Here is a 17,265-nt window from a genome sequence, read left to right on the forward strand (position 1 = left end):
CCGGTGACGGCAGTATCGCCACAACAATCCACGGCCGGCCGGCGCAGGCAGTCCGAGCGCACCAAGGTCCTTGAGGGCCGGCCGGTCAACCTCGACGGCTTCGTCGAGGAATGGCCCGAGGTGGGCATGGTCGCGCTGGACAGCGCATTCGATCCCGCGCCGAGCGTGCGCGTCGTCGACGGGGTGATCGTCGAGATGGACGGCCGGGGCCGCGCCGATTTCGATTTCATCGACCAGTTCATCGCCGATCACGCCATCGACACCGCGACCACCGAGCAGGCGATGGCGATCCCGGCAGCCGACATCGCCCGGATGCTGGTCGACCCGCACGTGTCCCGCGACGAGGTGATCGCGGTGACCACGGCACTGACCCCGGCCAAGCTGCTCGAAGTGGCGAAGACGCTGAACATCGTCGAGATCATGATGGGGATGCAGAAGATGCGGGCCCGTCGCACCCCGGCGAACCAGGCGCACTGCACCAGTGCTCGGGACAACCCGCTGCAGGTCGCGTGTGAAGCCGCCGAGGCCTCGCTGCGCGGATTCTCGGAAGTGGAAACCACTTTGGGTGTGGTGCGCTACGCACCGCTGGTGGCGATGGCACAGCAGATCGGCAGCCAGGTCGGCTGTGGTGGCCGCCTGACCCAGTGCGCCCTCGAGGAGGCCACCGAGCTCGAACTCGGCATGCGCGGCATCACCGCCTATGCCGAGACCATCTCGGTCTACGGCACCGAGTCGGTGTTCGTCGACGGCGACGACACCCCGTGGTCGAAGGCCTTCCTGGCCGCGGCCTATGCCTCGCGTGGCATCAAGATGCGGTTCACCTCGGGCACCGGTTCCGAGGTGCAGATGGGCAACGCCGAGGGCCGCTCCATGCTGTACCTGGAGATCCGGTGCATCCTGGTCGCGAAAGGCGCAGGCGTGCAAGGCCTGCAGAACGGTTCGATCTCCTGCATCGGCGTGCCGGGTGCGGTACCGGCGGGGATCCGGGCGGTGGCGGCGGAGAATCTGATTGCCTCGGCGGTGGACCTGGAATGCGCCTCCGGCAACGACCAGTCGTTCTCCCACTCGCCGATGCGCCGGGTGGCGCGGTTGTTACCGCAGCTGATGCCGGGCACCGATTTCATCTGCTCGGGTTACTCGGCGCCACCCAACTACGACGACATGTTCGCCGGATCCAACCTCGACGCCGAGGATTACGACGACTTCAACACCATCCAGCGGGACCTGCAGATCGACGGCGGGTTGCGCCACGTCAACGAGGCCGAGATTCTCGCAGTCCGGCATCGTGCGGCCAAGGCTCTGCAGGCGGTGTTCGCCTACCTCGATCTGCCCGCCATCTCCGACGCCGAGATCGAGACGGCCGTGTATGCGCACGGCAGCCGCGAGTTGATCCCGCGTGACGTCCTGGAAGACCTCAAGGGCGCTCAGCAGGTGATGGACCGCAACATCACGGGACTGGACTTGGTGAAGGCGCTCGAATCGACCGGTTTCTCCGATGTCGCCGAGAATCTGTTGGCCGTTCTGCGACAACGGGTCTCGGGTGACCTGCTGCAGACGTCGGCGATCATGACGCGCGAGCTCCAGCCGTTGTCCGCGGTCAACGACCGCAACGACTATGCAGGCCCGGGCACCGGCTACCGCCCCACGGGCGCACGCTGGGAAGAGATGAAGCGGCTACGTCACGTGACCAGCGCCGAGAACCCTGAACTGGAGGTCGAGTGACATGTCGGCAGTGACCGGGCAGCGGACACTGAGTTTCACCGGCGAGCGACCCGCAGAACCCGGCAAGCGCTCTGATGAAGTGGTGCTGGCGATTTCGCCGGCGTTCGCCGACTTCTTCAGCCAGACCATCGTCGGCCTGTCCCATGCCGACGTGATCCGCCAGATCCTGGCCGGTATCGAGGAGCAGGAAGTGGCCGCCCGGTGTATCCGGATCCGGCACAGCAGCGACCTCGCCGTGGTCGCACACGCGGCGGCCAGGCTCAGCGGGTCGGGCATCGGTATCGGCATCCTGTCTCGCGGCACGTCGATGATCCATCAGCGTGACCTGCCGAGGTTGTCCAGTCTCGAACTTTTCCCCCAGAGTCCGCTGATGACGTTGGAGACCTATCGCCGTATCGGGTCGAACGCCGCCCAGTACGCCAAAGGCGAGTCACCCGAACCGGTTCCGACGCTCAACGATCAGATGGCACGGCCCCGTTGGCAGGCCAAGGCGGCGCTGCTGCACCTGAAAGAGACCCAGCAGATCCGCAAGCAGGATCGCCCGGTCGAGGTGACGCCGGAGTTCGGCGAGCTGACCCCCGAGGCACTGGGTACCTGATGGCGTTGACTGTTGTCGGTGTCGACATCGGCAACTCGACGACCGAGGCCAGTGCCGCGGTCGTCGCGACTGACGGCTCGACCAGGTTCCGTGGCGCGGCACTGACCGCGACGACGGGCGTCAAGGGCACGCCTCGAAATGTGGACGGTGTTGCCCGGGCGGTGGTTCGAGCGCTGGAGACGAGCACGGTGCGGCTGGCCGACCTGGACCTCGTCCTGCTGAACGAGGCCACGCCGGTGATCAGTGGTATGGCGATGGAAACCATCACCGAAACCATCATCACCGAGTCGACGATGATCGGCCATGACCCGCGCACCCCGGGCGGACGCGGTCTCGGTGTGGGCGTCACCGTGGCGTTCGACGCCCTCGACCGAACGCCGTCCGGCACCGAAGTGATCCTGGTGGTGCCCAGGGACGTGGACTTCGAGGACGCGGCACGCGGGATCAATGCGGCAACGGCGCAAGGTCTGACGGTGTGCGGGGTGATCCTGGGCAACGACGACGCGGTGCTGGTGGCCAACCGGCTCGACTCCGTGGTCCCGGTGATCGACGAGGTGTCGCGCATCGATGCGGTGCCGCTGGGCATGCTGGCCGCGGTCGAGGTGGCCGCACCCGGCAACTCGATCCGTACCCTGTCCAATGCCTATGGGCTGGCGACGATCTTCGACCTGGACGCGGCTGCCACCAAGGTGATCTCGCCGGTGGCTCGGGCGTTGACCGGCAACCGCTCGGCGGTGGTGGTGCGCACTCCCGCAGGCGATGTCGCCGATCGCAGTATCCCGGCTGGATCGCTCGAGCTGTCCGGTGTGCACAAGCGGGCGACCGTCGACGTGTCCCGCGGTGCGCAGGAGATCATGAGCGCGGTCGAGCGGGTCGCTCCACTGGCGGACGTGGCGGGGGAGGCCGGCACCAACACCGGCGGCATGATCGCCAACGTCCGGCACAGCATGGCCGAGCTCTCCGGACACGCGCTGGACGACGTCTGTATCCAGGATCTGCTCGCGGTGGATACCTTTGTGCCCCAGGAGGTTCGTGGCGGGGTGGCCGGTGAGGTGGCCCTAGAGAACGCGGTTGCGTTGGCGGCCATGGTCCGGACGCGTGAAAGCGGAATGCGAGCGGTGGCCGACGAAGTCCGGGCCCGGTTGCGGGCCGCCGGGGCCGACAGTGTCGAGGTAATGGTCGGTGGTGTCGAGGCCGAGATGGCGGCGCTGGGTGCGCTGACCACGCCGGGCACCGACAAGCCGCTCGTGGTGCTCGATCTGGGTGGTGGGTCGACCGATGCCGCATTGATAGCGGTAGACGGCGGGATCAGTACCGTGCATCTGGCCGGTGCGGGCGATCTGGTCACCAAGCTGATCGACGCCGAGCTCGGTCTCGACAACCTGGAACTGGCCGAGGACATCAAACGATCACCGTTGGGCAAGGCGGAGAGCTTCTTTCATGTCCGGCTGGAGAACGGCACCGTGATGTTCTTCGAGAAGCCGCTGCCCGCTGCGTCGTTCGCGCGAGTGGTCACGCTTGCTGAATACGGCATGAATGCGATCCCCACCCGGCATTCCATGGACCGGGTCAGGCTGGTGCGCCGCGCAGCCAAGGAGCGGGTCTTCGTGGTCAATGCGTTGCGCGCACTGCGGGCTGTCGCGCCCGGCGGTGACCTGCGACAGATCGGGTTCGTGGTGCTGCTCGGTGGGTGCGCACTGGACTTCGAGATCCCCGAACTCATCGCGGATGCTGTTGCTCCGTTCGGAATCGTCTGCGGCACAGGAAATGTGCGCGGGTCAGAGGGGCCGCGGAACGCCGTGGCCACGGGTCTGGTGGCGTCGCATGCTCGGCTGGTCGGAGCGGGTCTCAGTGCATAGCGGTGGTCAACCCGATCGTCCTGCGATCGTGGTCTTGAGCTCGGGCAGCGGGGATGTCGAACGCGACGTGCTCGCGGGCATCGAGGAAGAAGGTGTTCCGTACCTGTTGGTTCCGGGTGACGCCGAGGTGCCTGCGACCGAACTTGCGCGTCGCGCGGCGCTCAGGTCGCCGCTGCATGTCGGGGTGGGCGTCGGCCCCGGCGGTGAAGTGTGCGTGCAACATGCCAAGCTGTCAGATCCGTTGCCCGAGTTGATGTCTGGTGCAAGCGCGGGCTCGTCGGTTGTCCGGGTACGCGGGCACAACGCGGCCCGGATCGTGGTCGGTGTTCCGCTCAAACCCGACGATTGACAACGAAACTGGCCGTTGGGGTAGACACCGCCGCAGAGTGGGGTAATAATCTTCGATTAAAGGTTGATTTTCATACCTTTGGAAGGTGAACTCGCCGGAGATCCGGCGTCGGACCGGCGGTGTTGCCGGGGTAAAGGTGGGCCACCGCCTGCGAAGACCGTCATCAGCTGACGGCATCACATACGAGACATACGAAAACGTTGTAAATGAAGGAGTTTGACATGGCGGGTGTGGAAGAACACCTGGAGAGCGCTGACTATCTACAGAAACGTCAGCTCAAATCCGGAAGCGCGGGGTGGCTGCTGTTGGCCGGCCTGGGCGTCAGTTATGTGGTGTCCGGTGATTTCTCGGGCTGGAACTTCGGCCTCGCCCACGGCGGCTTCGGTGGTCTGCTGATCGCCGTGGTGGTGATCGCCGCGATGTACTTCTGCATGGTCCTCGGCCTGGCCGAGCTGTCGTCGGCGCTGCCCGCGGCCGGCGGCGGCTACACGTTCGCCCGTCGTGCGCTGGGCCCGTGGGGCGGCTTCGCCACCGGTACCGCGATCCTGATCGAATACTCGATCGCTCCCGCGGCCATCGCCACCTTCATCGGCGGCTATGTCGAATCGCTCGGGCTGTTCGGTATTCACAAGGGCTGGTGGGTCTACCTGGCGGCGTTCGTCATCTTCATCGGCATCCACCTCGCCGGAGTCGGTGAGGCGCTGCGGCTGATGTTCGTCATCACCGCGATCGCGCTGCTGGGCCTGGTCATCTTCGCCGTGAGCGCCATCGGCCACTTCGACGTCGCCAACCTGACCGACATCGCCCCCGATGCCGCCGCGGTGGGCGCCTCGAGCTTCCTGCCGCACGGTTACCTGGGCATCTGGGCGGCGATCCCGTTCGCCATCTGGTTCTTCCTGGCAGTCGAGGGCGTCCCGCTGGCAGCGGAGGAGACCGCCAACCCCGAGCGCAACGTGCCGCGCGGCATCATCGCCGCGATGACGGTGCTGATCATCACCTGCGTCACCGTGCTGTTCCTGACGGCCGGTGCCGGCGGTGCCGACGCGATGTCGACGGTGGACGATCCGCTGGTGCAGGCCCTCGGTGGTACCGGGTTCGCCGCCAAGGCGGTCAACTACATCGGTCTGTTCGGGCTGATCGCGAGCTTCTTCTCGATCATCTACGCCTACTCGCGGCAGACCTTCGCGCTGTCGCGGGCCGGGTACCTGCCCACGAGGCTGTCGGTCACCAACAAGCGCAAGGCCCCGACGCTCGCGCTGATCGTCCCCGGCATCGTCGGCTTCCTGTTGTCGCTGACCGGTCACGGTGATCTGATCCTGAACATGGCGGTGTTCGGCGCAGCGCTGAGCTACGTGCTGATGATGATCAGCCACATCGTGCTGCGGGTGCGTGAGCCGGAGATGAAGCGGCCGTACCGCACCCCGGGCGGCATCGTCACCACCGGCTTCGCCCTCGTCGTCGCGATCGTCGCGCTCATCGCGACCTTCGTGGTCAGCCCCGTGGCCGCGGGCCTGTGCCTGGCTGTGTTCTGCGCGTTCATGCTCTACTTCGCGCTCTACAGCCGCCACCGCCTGGTCGCCAACTCGCCCGACGAGGAGTTCGCGATGCTCGCGGAAGCGGAGAGTGCCCTGAAATGAAGTACCACCAGCAGGTTTCGGGGGTGACCTACAGCTTCGACGGTCTGGTCGAGGTGATGGCCAAGGCCACCCCGCTGCGCTCCGGCGATCAACTCGCCGGCTGCGCGGCCGAGCACGACGGTGAACGCGCCGCGGCCGCCTGGGTGCTCGCGGACCTGCCGCTGGACCTCTTCCTCAACGAGGAACTGGTGCCGTATGACACCGACGAGGTCACCCGGCTGATCATGGACAGCCATGACCGCCAGGCCTTTTCGGAGATCTCGCATCTGACCGTCGGTGGGCTGCGGGACTGGCTGATGGACGTCACGGCCCATGACCAGAGCGCCGAGCGGCTGGCCGCCGTCGCACCGGGGCTCACCCCGGAGATGGTGGCCGCGGTCAGCAAGATCATGCGCAACCAGGATCTGATCGCGGTGTCGGCCGCCGCCGAGGTGACCGCCGCGTTCCGGACCACCGTCGGCGGCCGCGGCACCCTGGCCACCCGGCTGCAGCCCAACCATCCGACCGACGACCCCCGTGGCATCGCCGCGGCGGTGCTCGACGGCCTGCTGCTGGGGTGCGGCGACGCGGTGATCGGGATCAACCCGGCCACCGACTCGCCGCAGGCCACCGCCGATCTGCTGTATCTGCTCGACTCGATCCGCACCCGCTACGACATTCCGGCCCAGTCCTGTGTGCTCTCGCATGTCACCACCACGATCGGCCTGATCGAGGCCGGTGCGCCGGTGGACCTGATGTTCCAGTCGATCGCCGGCAGCGAGGGCGCCAACTCCGCGTTCGGGGTGAACCTGCAGCTGTTGCGGGAAGGCAACGAAGCGGCCCGCAGCCTGCACCGCGGCACGGTCGGCGACAACGTCATGTACCTGGAGACCGGGCAGGGCTCGGTGCTGAGCTCGGGCACGCACCTGGGCGTCGGCGGCAAGCCCGTCGACCAGCAGACCCTGGAGGCCCGCGCCTACGCGGTGGCCCGCGACCTGCAGCCGCTGCTGGTCAACACGGTCGTCGGCTTCATCGGGCCGGAGTACCTGTACGACGGCAAGCAGATCATCCGGGCCGGCCTGGAAGACCACTTCTGCGGCAAGCTGCTCGGCCTGCCGATGGGGGTGGACGTCTGCTACACCAACCACGCCGAGGCCGACCAGAACGACATGGACACCTTGCTGACGTTGCTGGCTGCCGCGGGGGTGGCGTTCGTCATCACCGTGCCCGGCGCCGACGACGTCATGCTGGGCTATCAGAGCTTGTCGTTCCACGACGTCCTGACCACTCGGCGCACGCTGGGACTGCGACCGGCTCCGGAGTTCGAGGCGTGGCTGCGCAGCGTCGGCATGGTCGACGACTCCGGGAAGCTGACTCCGTTCGACCTGGAGCGCTCGGCGCTGCGGTCGTTGACTTCGGGGGAGGTGCGATGAGCCCGAACGAGGTTGCGGTTCAAGAGTTCTGGGATGAGCTGCGCAAAACCACGCAGGCCAGGATCGGGCTGGGCCGGGCCGGTAACGCGTTGCCGACGCGCCGGGTGCTCGAACTGGCCGCTGCCCACGCTGCGGCGCGCGACGCCGTGCACGTGCCGCTGGACTTGGATCGGCTCAGTCAAGCTGTCCTCGAGGTCGGTATCGGTGAGCCGACCGTGGTGACCAGTCAAGCCACCTCGCGCGACGAGTACCTTCGCCGTCCCGATCTGGGCCGGGCCCCCGCAGCCGGCATGGCTGTGCCCGAAACCCCGGCCGACATCGGCTTCGTGCTGGCCGACGGTTTGTCGCCGACCGCACTGGATCGTCATGGCGCTGAGTTACTGGCCGCTCTGGTGGCGCAATTGAAGGACCGCTACACCCTGGCCCCGCCGGTGATCGCGACGCAGGCCCGCGTCGCACTCGGCGACCACATAGCAGCTCAGGCCCGCATGCGGACCGTGCTCGTCATCGTCGGAGAACGGCCGGGCTTGAGTGTCGCCGACAGCCTCGGCATCTACCTGACCCACCTGCCGATGCCCGGCCGCACCGACGCCGACCGCAACTGCATCTCCAACATCCACCCGCCCGACGGCCTGGGATACACCGAAGCCGCGCGCGTGGCGGCAGGCCTGGTCGACGGCGCCCTCGCGCTCGGCCGCTCCGGCGTCGACCTGAAGGACACCTCACGAACCTCCACGCTCGACCCGACCAGCATGACCCCGCTCAACTGAATCAGGAGTCTCAATGACCGTGCGTGCCGTCCTGTCCCTGCTCGCCGCGACGACCGTCGCCGTCGCGGGCTGCGGTGCCAGCAACGAATCGGCGGAGCCGTCGGCCGGCACACAAACTGGCACCGAGACACCGGCCGCCAACTGTCGCACCCTGGCGGAGAACCCGGGTTGGTACGGCGACAACCGGGACCGGATCGACGCGATGCTCGCCGAACTCGGCACCTGCGGGGCGGACGGCTCGGTGGCCGACGGCGCCCCGCTGGCGCTGTTCGACTGGGACAACACCGTGGTCAAGAACGACATCGGGGATGCGACGTTCTTCTGGATGGTGCGCAACGGCAAGCTGCGGGCGCCCGCAGGCGGCGACTGGTCGACGACGAGCCCGTACCTCACCCCGCAGGCTACGGCTGCGCTCGGCAAGGCCTGCGCCGCAACCACTCCGGGTCAGCCGATGCCGACGAACACTGACCTGGGCTGCGCCGACGAACTGCTGTCGGTCTACACCGACGGTGAGACACGTGCCGACGAGCCGGCGTTCGCCGGGTTCAACGCCCGCCGGTTCGAGCCCTCGTATGCCTGGGCCGCCCAGATGCTGGCCGGCTGGCCCGAATCCGAGCTGACCGGTTTCGCCGAGGCGGCACGCAAGGAGAACCTCGACGCGCCCGAGGGCACCGAGCAGAAGGTCGGCAGCGGTGACGAGACCGGTTGGGTTCGCTACTACCCGCAGATGCGCGATCTGGTGGAAACCTTGCGGGCCAACGGTTTCGACGTTCGAATCATCTCGGCGTCGGCCGAGCCGGTGGTGCGGGTGTGGGCGGCAGATCTCGGTTTCACCCCGGACAAGGTGATGGGCGTGCGGACCGAGCGCGACGGTGATGTCCTGACGTCGAGGCTGGTGCCGTGTGGCGGCGAGACGGCCATCCCGTACATCGAGGGCAAGCGGTGCCGGGTCAACGAGGACGTCTTCGGCGTCAAGGGGCCCGCCGCGTTCGAGCAGCAGGCTGAGCCGAAGCGGGCGGCCTTCGGCGCGGGGGACTCCGACACCGACGTCACGTTCCTCACTGATGCCACCGCGCTGCGGCTGGTCCTCAACCGCAACAAGACCGAGTTGATGTGCACTGCCTACGACAACGCAGACGGTCGGTGGGTGGTCAATCCGATGTTCATCGATCCGAAGAAGAAGCAGGCCGACCCGTACGAGTGCACGACGGAGGGCTACATAGAGCCCAGCGGCAAGGACGCCCCGCTTCACCGCCCGGACGGCAGTGTGGTGCCTGACCAGCAGGACTCGGTGTCCTAAGGCCCGACGCTCGACCTGGGAACCCGCGTTTTGACCTGCGCGGATGCCGACCGGTAAGCTGCTCCGTTGGTGTGTGCTGCCCTCATGGGCATGCGGGTCCGGGTCAACGTCGGTCGCCGGAACGTCGTAGCGCACTCACCTGACCGGCACCCGAAACCCGAGCTAGCGCTCGAATAAAGATAGAGGTAAGCGCTGTGCCTACGTACACGCCGAAGGCGGGTGACACCACACGTCAGTGGTATGTCATCGACGCCCAGGACGTGGTGCTCGGCCGGCTCGCCGTCGAAGCAGCCAAGCTGCTGCGCGGCAAGCACAAGCCGACATTCACGCCGAATGTCGATGGTGGCGACTTCGTCATCGTCATCAACGCCGAGAAGATTGCCGTCAGCGGCAACAAGCTCACCAACAAGTTCGCCTACAGCCACTCGGGTTACCCGGGCGGTCTGCGCAAGCGCACCATCGGTGACCTGCTGCAGAAGCACCCGACCCGCGTCGTCGAGAACGCGATCATCGGCATGCTGCCCCACACCAAGCTCGGTCGGCAGATCCAGAAGAAGCTCAAGGTGTACGCCGGTCCGGATCATCCGCACGCCGCGCAGCAGCCGGTTCCGTACGAGATCAAGCAGGTGGCCCAGTGACCGAAACGATTGAGAACGGCGACGTCGTCGAAGCCGTGACCGAAACCGTCGAGGTGGAGCAGGAGCACCGCGAGCCGGTCATCATCGACCGTCCGATCCAGACCGTCGGCCGCCGCAAGGAGGCCGTGGTGCGGGTGCGCCTGGTGCCCGGCACCGGCCAGTTCAACCTGGACGGCCGCACCCTGGAGAACTACTTCCCGAACAAGGTGCACCAGCAGCTGATCAAGGCCCCGCTGGTGACCGTCGACCGCCTCGAGCAGTTCGACATCTTCGCCCACCTCGATGGTGGTGGCCCCTCGGGTCAGGCCGGCGCTCTGCGTCTGGCGATCGCCCGTGCGCTGATTCTGGTGCAGCCGGAGGACCGGCCCGCACTGAAGAAGGCGGGCTTCCTGACCCGTGACCCGCGTGCCATCGAGCGCAAGAAGTACGGCCTCAAGAAGGCCCGCAAGGCGCCTCAGTACAGCAAGCGCTGATCTGTCGCCATTGCGGCCGAACGAACCCGCCGGGTGTGTCATGTACACGCCCGGCGGGTTTGTTTTTCCCTGCTGAGCTGGGCTCGACCTCGCCGAGTTCTACCTCAGGGCTGTGGTTGGCCGCCCGGCGACGACCCTGGCGTCGAAATCTGCGCGGCCCCGCCTCACACAACTTTTTCCTGGATTCGGGTTTGAAGGTGGATCCTTCGTGGAAGCCCACTTGGCGGAGAGCAGGGGGCCGCTTTGTGTCAGCAGGGTTGTGCCCGCAGGACCTTCCTGCCGCCGGTGGACGTCGTTCTGACGTCGGGGGACCGGGTGCCGCTGTCCCATCGGAAGGAGTAATTGTGGGGAACTTCGTGAAGACAGCGACTGCGGGCGCGATGCTCGGCGGGTCGTTGCTGTTTACCGTGGGTCTGGGTATCGCCCAGGCGGCGCCCGAGACTGCCGGTGACGGCAAGGTCAACCTGACCCTCGGCAACGTCTCGGTCCTGGAGAACATCGACGACGCCGCGGCCGCCCAGATCGCAGCTGGCGTGTGCGAGAACACGGACACAGCATCGTTGACCACTGCCGTTCAGGGGGTCGACGCGAACAGCACCGACCACGTGGTGTGCACCAACAACCTCGGCACCATCTCTTTCAGCCAGAACGGGACCACTGAGCGCCCGGGCGGGGTGGCCCAGGGCACGGCGCCGCACAGCGTTGCGCCGACGACGGCACCTCCGATGACGCCGGGTGGCAGCCATTCGTCGTCTGACACCGGCTCCAGCTAAGAGCTTGCCGCCGACGATCACCGCCTGCGCCGACCCGCAGGCGGTGATCCGGTGAGCGTCACCGGCCGTCACGATGGGGTTTCGATTCGGCCCCGACATGGTCGCTGACCTCGTCGGTTGTGTTTACGGCTGCCAATTATGAGAAGTTTAAGGGCATGGGTCGACTGTTCGGCACCGATGGGGTGCGCGGGGTCGCCAATCGCGATCTGACTGCCGAACTGGCAGTTTCACTCGGTTCGGCGGCTGCGCGGCGTCTCGGCAATTCCACAGGCCCCGGCCGTCGGGTGGCCATCGTGGGCCGAGATCCGCGGGCCAGCGGCGAGATGCTGGAAGCCGCGGTGATTGCAGGCATCACCAGCGAGGGTATCGACGCCTTGCGGGTCGGCGTCTTGCCGACGCCTGCGGTGGCGTACCTGACCAGCGCCTATGACGCGGATTTCGGTGTCATGATCTCCGCATCGCACAATCCGATGCCGGACAACGGCATCAAGATCTTCGGCCCCGGCGGGCACAAGCTCGACGACACCGCTGAGGACCGTATCGAGGAGCTCGTGCAGGCGGGTCCCGGGGGCAGGCCCACCGGTGCCGGCATCGGCCGGGTTCTCGACGCCGAGGACGCGTTGGACCGCTACCTGCGCCACGCCTCCAAGGCCGTCACCACCCGCCTCGAAGGCCTCACGGTCGTCGTCGACTGCGCGCACGGCGCGGCATGGGCGGCCGCTCCGCGGGCCTACCGGGCCGCCGGAGCCAACGTCATCGCGATCAACGCCGCGCCCAACGGCCTCAACATCAACGACGGCTGCGGATCCACCCACATGGATGTGCTGCAGGCCGCGGTTCTCGAGCACGGCGCCGATCTGGGCCTCGCCCACGACGGCGATGCCGACCGGTGCCTGGCGGTGGACGCCGCGGGCGCCGTCATCGACGGTGACGCGATCATGGTGGTGCTGGCGCTGGCCATGCAGGAGGCCGGCGAGCTGGCCTCGGACACGCTGGTGGCCACGGTGATGAGCAACCTGGGCTTGCATCTGGCCATGCGGGCGGCCGGTATCGAGGTCCGCACCACCGGTGTCGGGGACCGCTACGTCCTGGAGGAACTGCGGGCCGGTGAGTTCTCGCTCGGCGGTGAGCAGTCCGGTCACATCGTGTTGCCCGGCTTCGGCACGACCGGAGACGGCATCGTCACCGGGCTGCGGCTGATGTCTCGGATGGCTCAGACCCGCGCCACGTTGGCCGCGCTGGCCGAGCCGATGCGCACGTTGCCGCAGGTTCTGATCAACGTGGCGGTGGACGACAAGGCCGCGGTGGCCAAGGCGCCTTCGGTGCAGTCCGCCGTAGCCCAGGCCGAGGCCGAGCTGGGTGACACCGGCCGAATCCTGTTGCGGCCCTCGGGCACCGAACAGGTGGTTCGGGTGATGGTCGAGGCCGCCGACGAGAACACGGCCCGGATGGTCGCGGTTCGGGTGGCCGATTCGGTCAGCGGCCAGTCGGCCTGACGAGCGCTCGCGCGAGGAACATTCAGCCCCGAGGGAACCCGATATGGGTTGGCTGCGTCTAAACCGGGCATGGGAGATGTAACAGCCGTCCGTCTCGACGGGGCGGCGCTGTCCGCGGTGGCCGCCGGATACGACGCCGTTGCCGCCGATCTCGATTCACTGGTGCGCGACCGGTTGCGTGGCCCGGTTTTCGACGGGGCCGCCGCCGGGCATGCCCACGTGGCCGACGGCGACGCCGTGCGGACCGCCGTGGACGAGGTGACGGACGGGTTGCGGCAATGGTCCCGGGCCAGTGCCGAGATCGCGGCCGTGTTGCGCGGCTCGATCGATCGGTATGCGGTTGCCGACGCGCGTGCCGCGGCCCGGGTGGGTTGAGCCGTGGTGGCAAGCCTCGACGTCGCGGCCCGCCTGGATGAGGGGCAGGCCGCCGTCGACACGGTCGCCGAGTACGTCTGGGCCTGCCACCTGCTGGGCTTCGATCATCCCGATCTGACCCGATATCGCTATCAGGTACGCGACTGGTATGCCGCCGAGGACGGCCTGGACCTGCGGGCGCTGGACACCGAATGTGCCTCACTGACGGCGGCTGCGGCCGCGGTTGAGCACGTATTGCAGCTGCAGGACACTCAGTTTCGGAGTCTGACGCAGGCCTGGCACGGCACCGGGGCTCAGGCGTCGACGGATTTCCTGGGCCGGCATGCGACGTCGGCGGCGCAGGTCGCCGCCGGGATCCGCGGAGCTGCAGCCACATTGGCCCGGTTGCGTGACAATCTGTGGGCGGCGGTCGACGCCAAGGTCTCCGCCGTGCTGCAGATCGAGCAGAGCCGGGCCGGGCAGCGGGGCAGCTGGCTCGCAGCGGCGCGAACCGTGAGCGGCGGGGTGGGGGACCGCTCGGCGGCCAGCGAGCTGATCGACACCCAGGTGAAACCCTTTGTGGCCAATGATATTGGCGGGGACTGGTTGACGGCGATGCGGAGCACGACGCGAGCGGTGGCCGATGCGTACGCGCAGGCCGTCGCGGCGCTGCGAGCCGAGGCGCACCCGGTATTCGGCATTCCGGGGGAGCTGGGGCCGGTCTGGCTTCCCACTGGCGCACCCCGTGGCCCCGCCCTGGCCTTGGCTGCTGATGCAGCTGAGCGGTCTTCGGCAGCCGGTGCGGTCGGGGGATCCACCGCGGCTCCGGCGAGCGCGCCATCATTTCCGGCCCCCGCGGCTGTGCTGCCCGCCGAGGCTGCGTCCGGAGCGGCGGCAGGCCCTGAGCCAGCCCTCCCGGCGGCGGCACCCGTTGAGTCGGCGGCACCCGCCTTGGCCTCACCGGCAGGATCGGGCCAGAGCCTCGGTGGCGGTGGCCTGCCCGGTCTGGGTGGTCTGCCCGACATCGGTTCCGGCCTGGCCGGTACCGGGCCGCAACTGGCCGATCTGCTGGGCGGGCTGATCGGGTCGTCGGCCGACGATCTACCCGGGGACATCGCTGACCTGCCGGACGAGGACATCGATCCGGTGCCAGACGACGACGCCCACGATGAGGCCGAGGACGGCACCGACGAGGACGGCACCGACGAGGACGACCCTGATGGGGTCGAGACCGACGAGGACGAGACCGATGACGCCGCCGAGGGCGAACCTGCGGGGCTGGAGGATCCGGCTGCGGAAGTGACTGAATCTCAACCGGATCCACCGCCTGCGGCCACGGAGGTGCCCGAGGCCCTCACCCCGCCGGCCGTGCCCGCTGCCGCACCGCTTGCTGAGCCTGTGGGTGGCACCCCGTGTGAGATCGCCGCGGATGCGCTCCCGCAGGTCGGCGGCTAGCTCCCGCACTGAATCGCATTTCGATCCCTGCCAGTGGGACTTCGGGCCCAGTCGTGGGCAGCCGGGTGTTAGACCTGGTTGTGACGTGAACCACAGTCACCGCGAACCTTCGGAGGGGGTCCTTGATGGAAATGGAATCCGAGTGCGAGGTACGGGAGATCGCAGCCGACCCACCACCGGCGCGTTTTGCCCGTGGCTGGCACTGCCTTGGGTTGACTCGCGACCTCGGTGACGGGGAACCGCACGCGATCAACGTCTTCGGTCAGAAACTTGTCGTATTCCGCAGCGGGGACGGCAAGATCAACGTCCTGGACGGGTACTGCCGGCATATGGGTGGCGATCTGTCCCAAGGTCAGGTCAAGGGGAACGAGATCGCCTGCCCGTTCCATGACTGGCGCTGGGGTGGCGACGGACGCTGCAAGACCGTGCCGTACGGCAAGCGCGCCCCACGCCTGGCCCGGACCGCCACCTGGACGACCCTTGAGCAGGACGGGATGCTGTTCGTCTGGAACGATCCCGAGGGCAAAACCCCACCCGCCGATGTGACGATTCCGCGCATCGAAGGTGCCACCAGCGACGAGTGGACCGATTGGCATTGGTACACAACGGTCGTCGACGCCAACTGCCGGGAGTTGGTGGACAACGTGGTGGACATGGCGCACTTCTTCTACGTGCACGGATCGATGCCCACGTACTTCAAGAACATCTTCGAGGGCCACATCGCGACCCAGTACATGAACGCCGATACCCGTGCTGACCGCGACGATGTCGGCGGCTCGACGATGCTCGGCACCACCTCGGTGGCGTCGTACTACGGGCCGGCCTTCATGATCGATGACCTGACCTACCACTATCCCGACGCCGACCATTACAGCGTGCTGATCAACTGCCACTATCCGATCGACGCGAATTCGTTTGTCCTGCAATACGGCATCATCGTCAAGAAGGCCGAGGGGTTGTCCGGGGAGCTGGCGATGCAGAACGCCATCGCCCTGGGTGACTGGGTCAAGATCGGCTTCGAGCAGGACGTGGCGATCTGGAAAACCAAGGCGCGCATCGACAACCCGTTGTTGTGCGAAGAGGATGGGCCGGTGTACCAACTGCGCCGTTGGTACGAACAGTTCTACGTCGACGCCGACGATGTCGCGGCCGACATGGTCGACCGGTTCGAGTACGAGATCGACACCACGAGCGCTCAGGATGCGTGGGCACAGGAGATAGAAGACAACATCGTTGCCCGCGCCACCGCGCAATCCGTCCCATGACCGGCGGCGGGACCTAGCTCGTGAGCGAGACGAGCTCCTCGCAGAACTTCATGGTCTCGGCGGTGTCGGTGGCCATCGGATGCACCAGCATCGTGGTCACCCCGGCCTCGGCGTAGGCGGCGAGCCGCTCTTTGACGAATCCCTTCGGCCCGACCAGTGACACGTTGCGCACCAGGTCGTCGGGGACGGCAGCGATGGCCTCGGCCTTCTTGCCGGCCAGGAACAGGTCCTGGATGTGGTCGGCGACCTCGCCGTAGCCGTACCGGGTGGCCAGCTTGTGGTAGAAGTTCTGTCCGCGGGCACCCATGCCGCCGATGTACAGCGCCAGTTGGGGTTTCGCCCAGGCCAGCCGGTCGTCGACATCGTCGCCGATGGCCAGGCTGGCGCTGACCATGACGTCCAGCGGGCCCAGCTCCGGATCGCGTTTGGCGGTTCCGGCCCGCAGGGCGTCGCCCCATACGTCGTCGGCCTTCTCCGGGAGGTAGAACACCGGTTGCCAGCCCTCGGCGATCTCGGCGGTCAGTTCGACGTTCTTGGGGCCCAGGGCGGCGATGATGATCGGAATGCGCTCACGCACAGGGTGATTGATCAGGTGCAGCGACTTGCCCAGCCCGGTGCCGCGGTCGGCCGGCAGCGGCAGCTGGTAGTACTTGCCGTCGTAGTCGAGGTTCTCGCGCCGCCACACCTTGCGGCAGATCTCGACCACCTCGCGGGTACGGCCCAGCGGCGCGTCGAACGGCACACCGTGGAATCCCTCCATCACCTGCGGTCCGGAGGTGCCGATACCGAGGCGGAACCGGCCGTCGGATACATAGTCGACACCGGCAGCGGTCATGGCCATCAGGGCCGGCGTGCGGGTGTAGATCGGCACCACGCCGGTGCCGAGCTCCATGGTGGAGGTCTTGGCGGCCAGGTAACCGAGCTGGCTGATCGCGTCGTAGGAGTACGCCTCGGCGACGAGGGCGATGTCGACGCCCACCTTCTCCAGCTCGACGACTTGGTCGGCTGCCTCTTTGAAGCCGCCGGCATAACTCAGGAAGATGCCTGTCCGCATGGCGAGAGACTACACCAACCAGTTGGTTGGGTAAAATCAAGGGATCTCGTGAATTGCGTGGAAAGGCCAACAATTCACCCCCGCAACCCAATTATGGCGTGGCATGATTT

At 67.2% G+C, this 17,265-nt stretch carries 16 protein-coding genes; 15 read left to right on the forward strand and 1 reads right to left on the reverse strand.

Annotated elements, in window-relative coordinates; all coding sequences use genetic code 11:
- Positions 1 to 3 precede the first annotated feature (3 nt).
- From AC4LGL_RS05270 to AC4LGL_RS05340, 15 genes are all read left to right on the forward strand, one after another.
- Positions 4 to 1,722 (forward strand): propanediol/glycerol family dehydratase large subunit, encoded by a 1,719-nt coding sequence (locus AC4LGL_RS05270; protein WP_491837923.1) that lies wholly within the window; start codon positions 4 to 6, stop codon positions 1,720 to 1,722.
- Between the two features lies 1 nt (position 1,723).
- Positions 1,724 to 2,320, forward strand: coding sequence for a propanediol/glycerol family dehydratase medium subunit (locus AC4LGL_RS05275; protein ID WP_491837924.1), 597 nt, complete (start codon positions 1,724 to 1,726; stop codon positions 2,318 to 2,320).
- Entirely contained in the window at positions 2,320 to 4,179 is a 1,860-nt protein-coding gene (locus tag AC4LGL_RS05280) for a diol dehydratase reactivase subunit alpha (RefSeq protein ID WP_491837925.1), read from the forward strand. Before AC4LGL_RS05275 ends, AC4LGL_RS05280 begins: the two co-directional genes overlap by 1 nt.
- Positions 4,145 to 4,528 (forward strand): glycerol dehydratase reactivase beta/small subunit family protein, encoded by a 384-nt coding sequence (locus AC4LGL_RS05285; RefSeq protein WP_491837926.1) that lies wholly within the window; start codon positions 4,145 to 4,147, stop codon positions 4,526 to 4,528. The genes AC4LGL_RS05280 and AC4LGL_RS05285 overlap by 35 nt, the downstream gene beginning before the upstream one ends.
- Before the next feature lie 221 nt (positions 4,529 to 4,749).
- A complete protein-coding gene (gene eat / locus AC4LGL_RS05290) occupies positions 4,750 to 6,165 on the forward strand; it encodes an ethanolamine permease (RefSeq protein ID WP_064933008.1) in 1,416 nt (471 codons plus the stop codon).
- A complete protein-coding gene (locus AC4LGL_RS05295; RefSeq protein WP_491837927.1) occupies positions 6,162 to 7,577 on the forward strand; it encodes an ethanolamine ammonia-lyase subunit EutB in 1,416 nt (471 codons plus the stop codon). Before eat ends, AC4LGL_RS05295 begins: the two co-directional genes overlap by 4 nt.
- A complete protein-coding gene (eutC, locus tag AC4LGL_RS05300; protein WP_491837928.1) occupies positions 7,574 to 8,347 on the forward strand; it encodes an ethanolamine ammonia-lyase subunit EutC in 774 nt (257 codons plus the stop codon). The genes AC4LGL_RS05295 and eutC overlap by 4 nt, the downstream gene beginning before the upstream one ends.
- Before the next feature lie 13 nt (positions 8,348 to 8,360).
- A complete protein-coding gene (locus AC4LGL_RS05305; protein WP_491837929.1) occupies positions 8,361 to 9,647 on the forward strand; it encodes an HAD family hydrolase in 1,287 nt (428 codons plus the stop codon).
- 194 nt (positions 9,648 to 9,841) lie between these two features.
- Positions 9,842 to 10,285, forward strand: coding sequence for a 50S ribosomal protein L13 (rplM, locus tag AC4LGL_RS05310; RefSeq protein WP_055109823.1), 444 nt, complete (start codon positions 9,842 to 9,844; stop codon positions 10,283 to 10,285).
- An 8-nt stretch (positions 10,286 to 10,293) separates the two neighbouring features.
- The gene (rpsI, locus tag AC4LGL_RS05315) at positions 10,294 to 10,758 is read left to right on the forward strand and encodes a 30S ribosomal protein S9 (protein WP_413783679.1); all 465 of its coding nucleotides are present in this window, start codon (positions 10,294 to 10,296) and stop codon (positions 10,756 to 10,758) included.
- A gap of 344 nt (positions 10,759 to 11,102) precedes the next feature.
- Positions 11,103 to 11,531 (forward strand): hypothetical protein, encoded by a 429-nt coding sequence (locus tag AC4LGL_RS05320; protein ID WP_055109821.1) that lies wholly within the window; start codon positions 11,103 to 11,105, stop codon positions 11,529 to 11,531.
- Positions 11,532 to 11,686: 155 nt separating this feature from the next.
- Positions 11,687 to 13,027 (forward strand): phosphoglucosamine mutase, encoded by a 1,341-nt coding sequence (gene glmM, locus AC4LGL_RS05325; RefSeq protein ID WP_491837930.1) that lies wholly within the window; start codon positions 11,687 to 11,689, stop codon positions 13,025 to 13,027.
- A gap of 69 nt (positions 13,028 to 13,096) precedes the next feature.
- Complete coding sequence (locus AC4LGL_RS05330) at positions 13,097 to 13,402, forward strand: type VII secretion target (RefSeq protein WP_448445848.1); 306 nt, start codon at positions 13,097 to 13,099, stop codon at positions 13,400 to 13,402.
- Positions 13,403 to 13,405: 3 nt separating this feature from the next.
- On the forward strand, positions 13,406 to 14,836 hold the full coding sequence (locus AC4LGL_RS05335) for a hypothetical protein (protein WP_491837931.1): 1,431 nt from the start codon (positions 13,406 to 13,408) through the stop codon (positions 14,834 to 14,836).
- 125 nt (positions 14,837 to 14,961) lie between these two features.
- Positions 14,962 to 16,101: a 3-ketosteroid-9-alpha-monooxygenase, oxygenase component gene (locus AC4LGL_RS05340; RefSeq protein WP_491837932.1), complete on the forward strand. Its 1,140-nt coding sequence runs from the start codon at positions 14,962 to 14,964 to the stop codon at positions 16,099 to 16,101.
- Between the two features lie 13 nt (positions 16,102 to 16,114).
- Here the strand turns inward: AC4LGL_RS05340 and AC4LGL_RS05345 are convergent, their stop codons facing one another.
- Positions 16,115 to 17,155: an LLM class F420-dependent oxidoreductase gene (locus AC4LGL_RS05345; RefSeq protein WP_491837933.1), complete on the reverse strand. Its 1,041-nt coding sequence runs from the start codon at positions 17,153 to 17,155 to the stop codon at positions 16,115 to 16,117.
- Positions 17,156 to 17,265 lie beyond the last annotated feature (110 nt).

Source organism: Mycolicibacterium arcueilense, from assembly GCF_058536225.1.

Coding starts and splice junctions, on each gene's coding strand:
- glmM (WP_491837930.1), top strand. CDS start 11,687: ATGGGTCGACTGTTCGGCACCGATGGGGTGCGCGGGGTCGCCAATCGC.
- AC4LGL_RS05340 (WP_491837932.1), top strand. CDS start 14,962: ATGGAAATGGAATCCGAGTGCGAGGTACGGGAGATCGCAGCCGACCCA.
- AC4LGL_RS05305 (WP_491837929.1), top strand. CDS start 8,361: ATGACCGTGCGTGCCGTCCTGTCCCTGCTCGCCGCGACGACCGTCGCC.
- eat (WP_064933008.1), top strand. CDS start 4,750: ATGGCGGGTGTGGAAGAACACCTGGAGAGCGCTGACTATCTACAGAAA.
- AC4LGL_RS05295 (WP_491837927.1), top strand. CDS start 6,162: ATGAAGTACCACCAGCAGGTTTCGGGGGTGACCTACAGCTTCGACGGT.
- AC4LGL_RS05275 (WP_491837924.1), top strand. CDS start 1,724: ATGTCGGCAGTGACCGGGCAGCGGACACTGAGTTTCACCGGCGAGCGA.
- AC4LGL_RS05280 (WP_491837925.1), top strand. CDS start 2,320: ATGGCGTTGACTGTTGTCGGTGTCGACATCGGCAACTCGACGACCGAG.
- eutC (WP_491837928.1), top strand. CDS start 7,574: ATGAGCCCGAACGAGGTTGCGGTTCAAGAGTTCTGGGATGAGCTGCGC.
- AC4LGL_RS05285 (WP_491837926.1), top strand. CDS start 4,145: ATGCTCGGCTGGTCGGAGCGGGTCTCAGTGCATAGCGGTGGTCAACCC.
- AC4LGL_RS05345 (WP_491837933.1), bottom strand. CDS start 17,155: ATGCGGACAGGCATCTTCCTGAGTTATGCCGGCGGCTTCAAAGAGGCA.
- AC4LGL_RS05330 (WP_448445848.1), top strand. CDS start 13,097: ATGGGAGATGTAACAGCCGTCCGTCTCGACGGGGCGGCGCTGTCCGCG.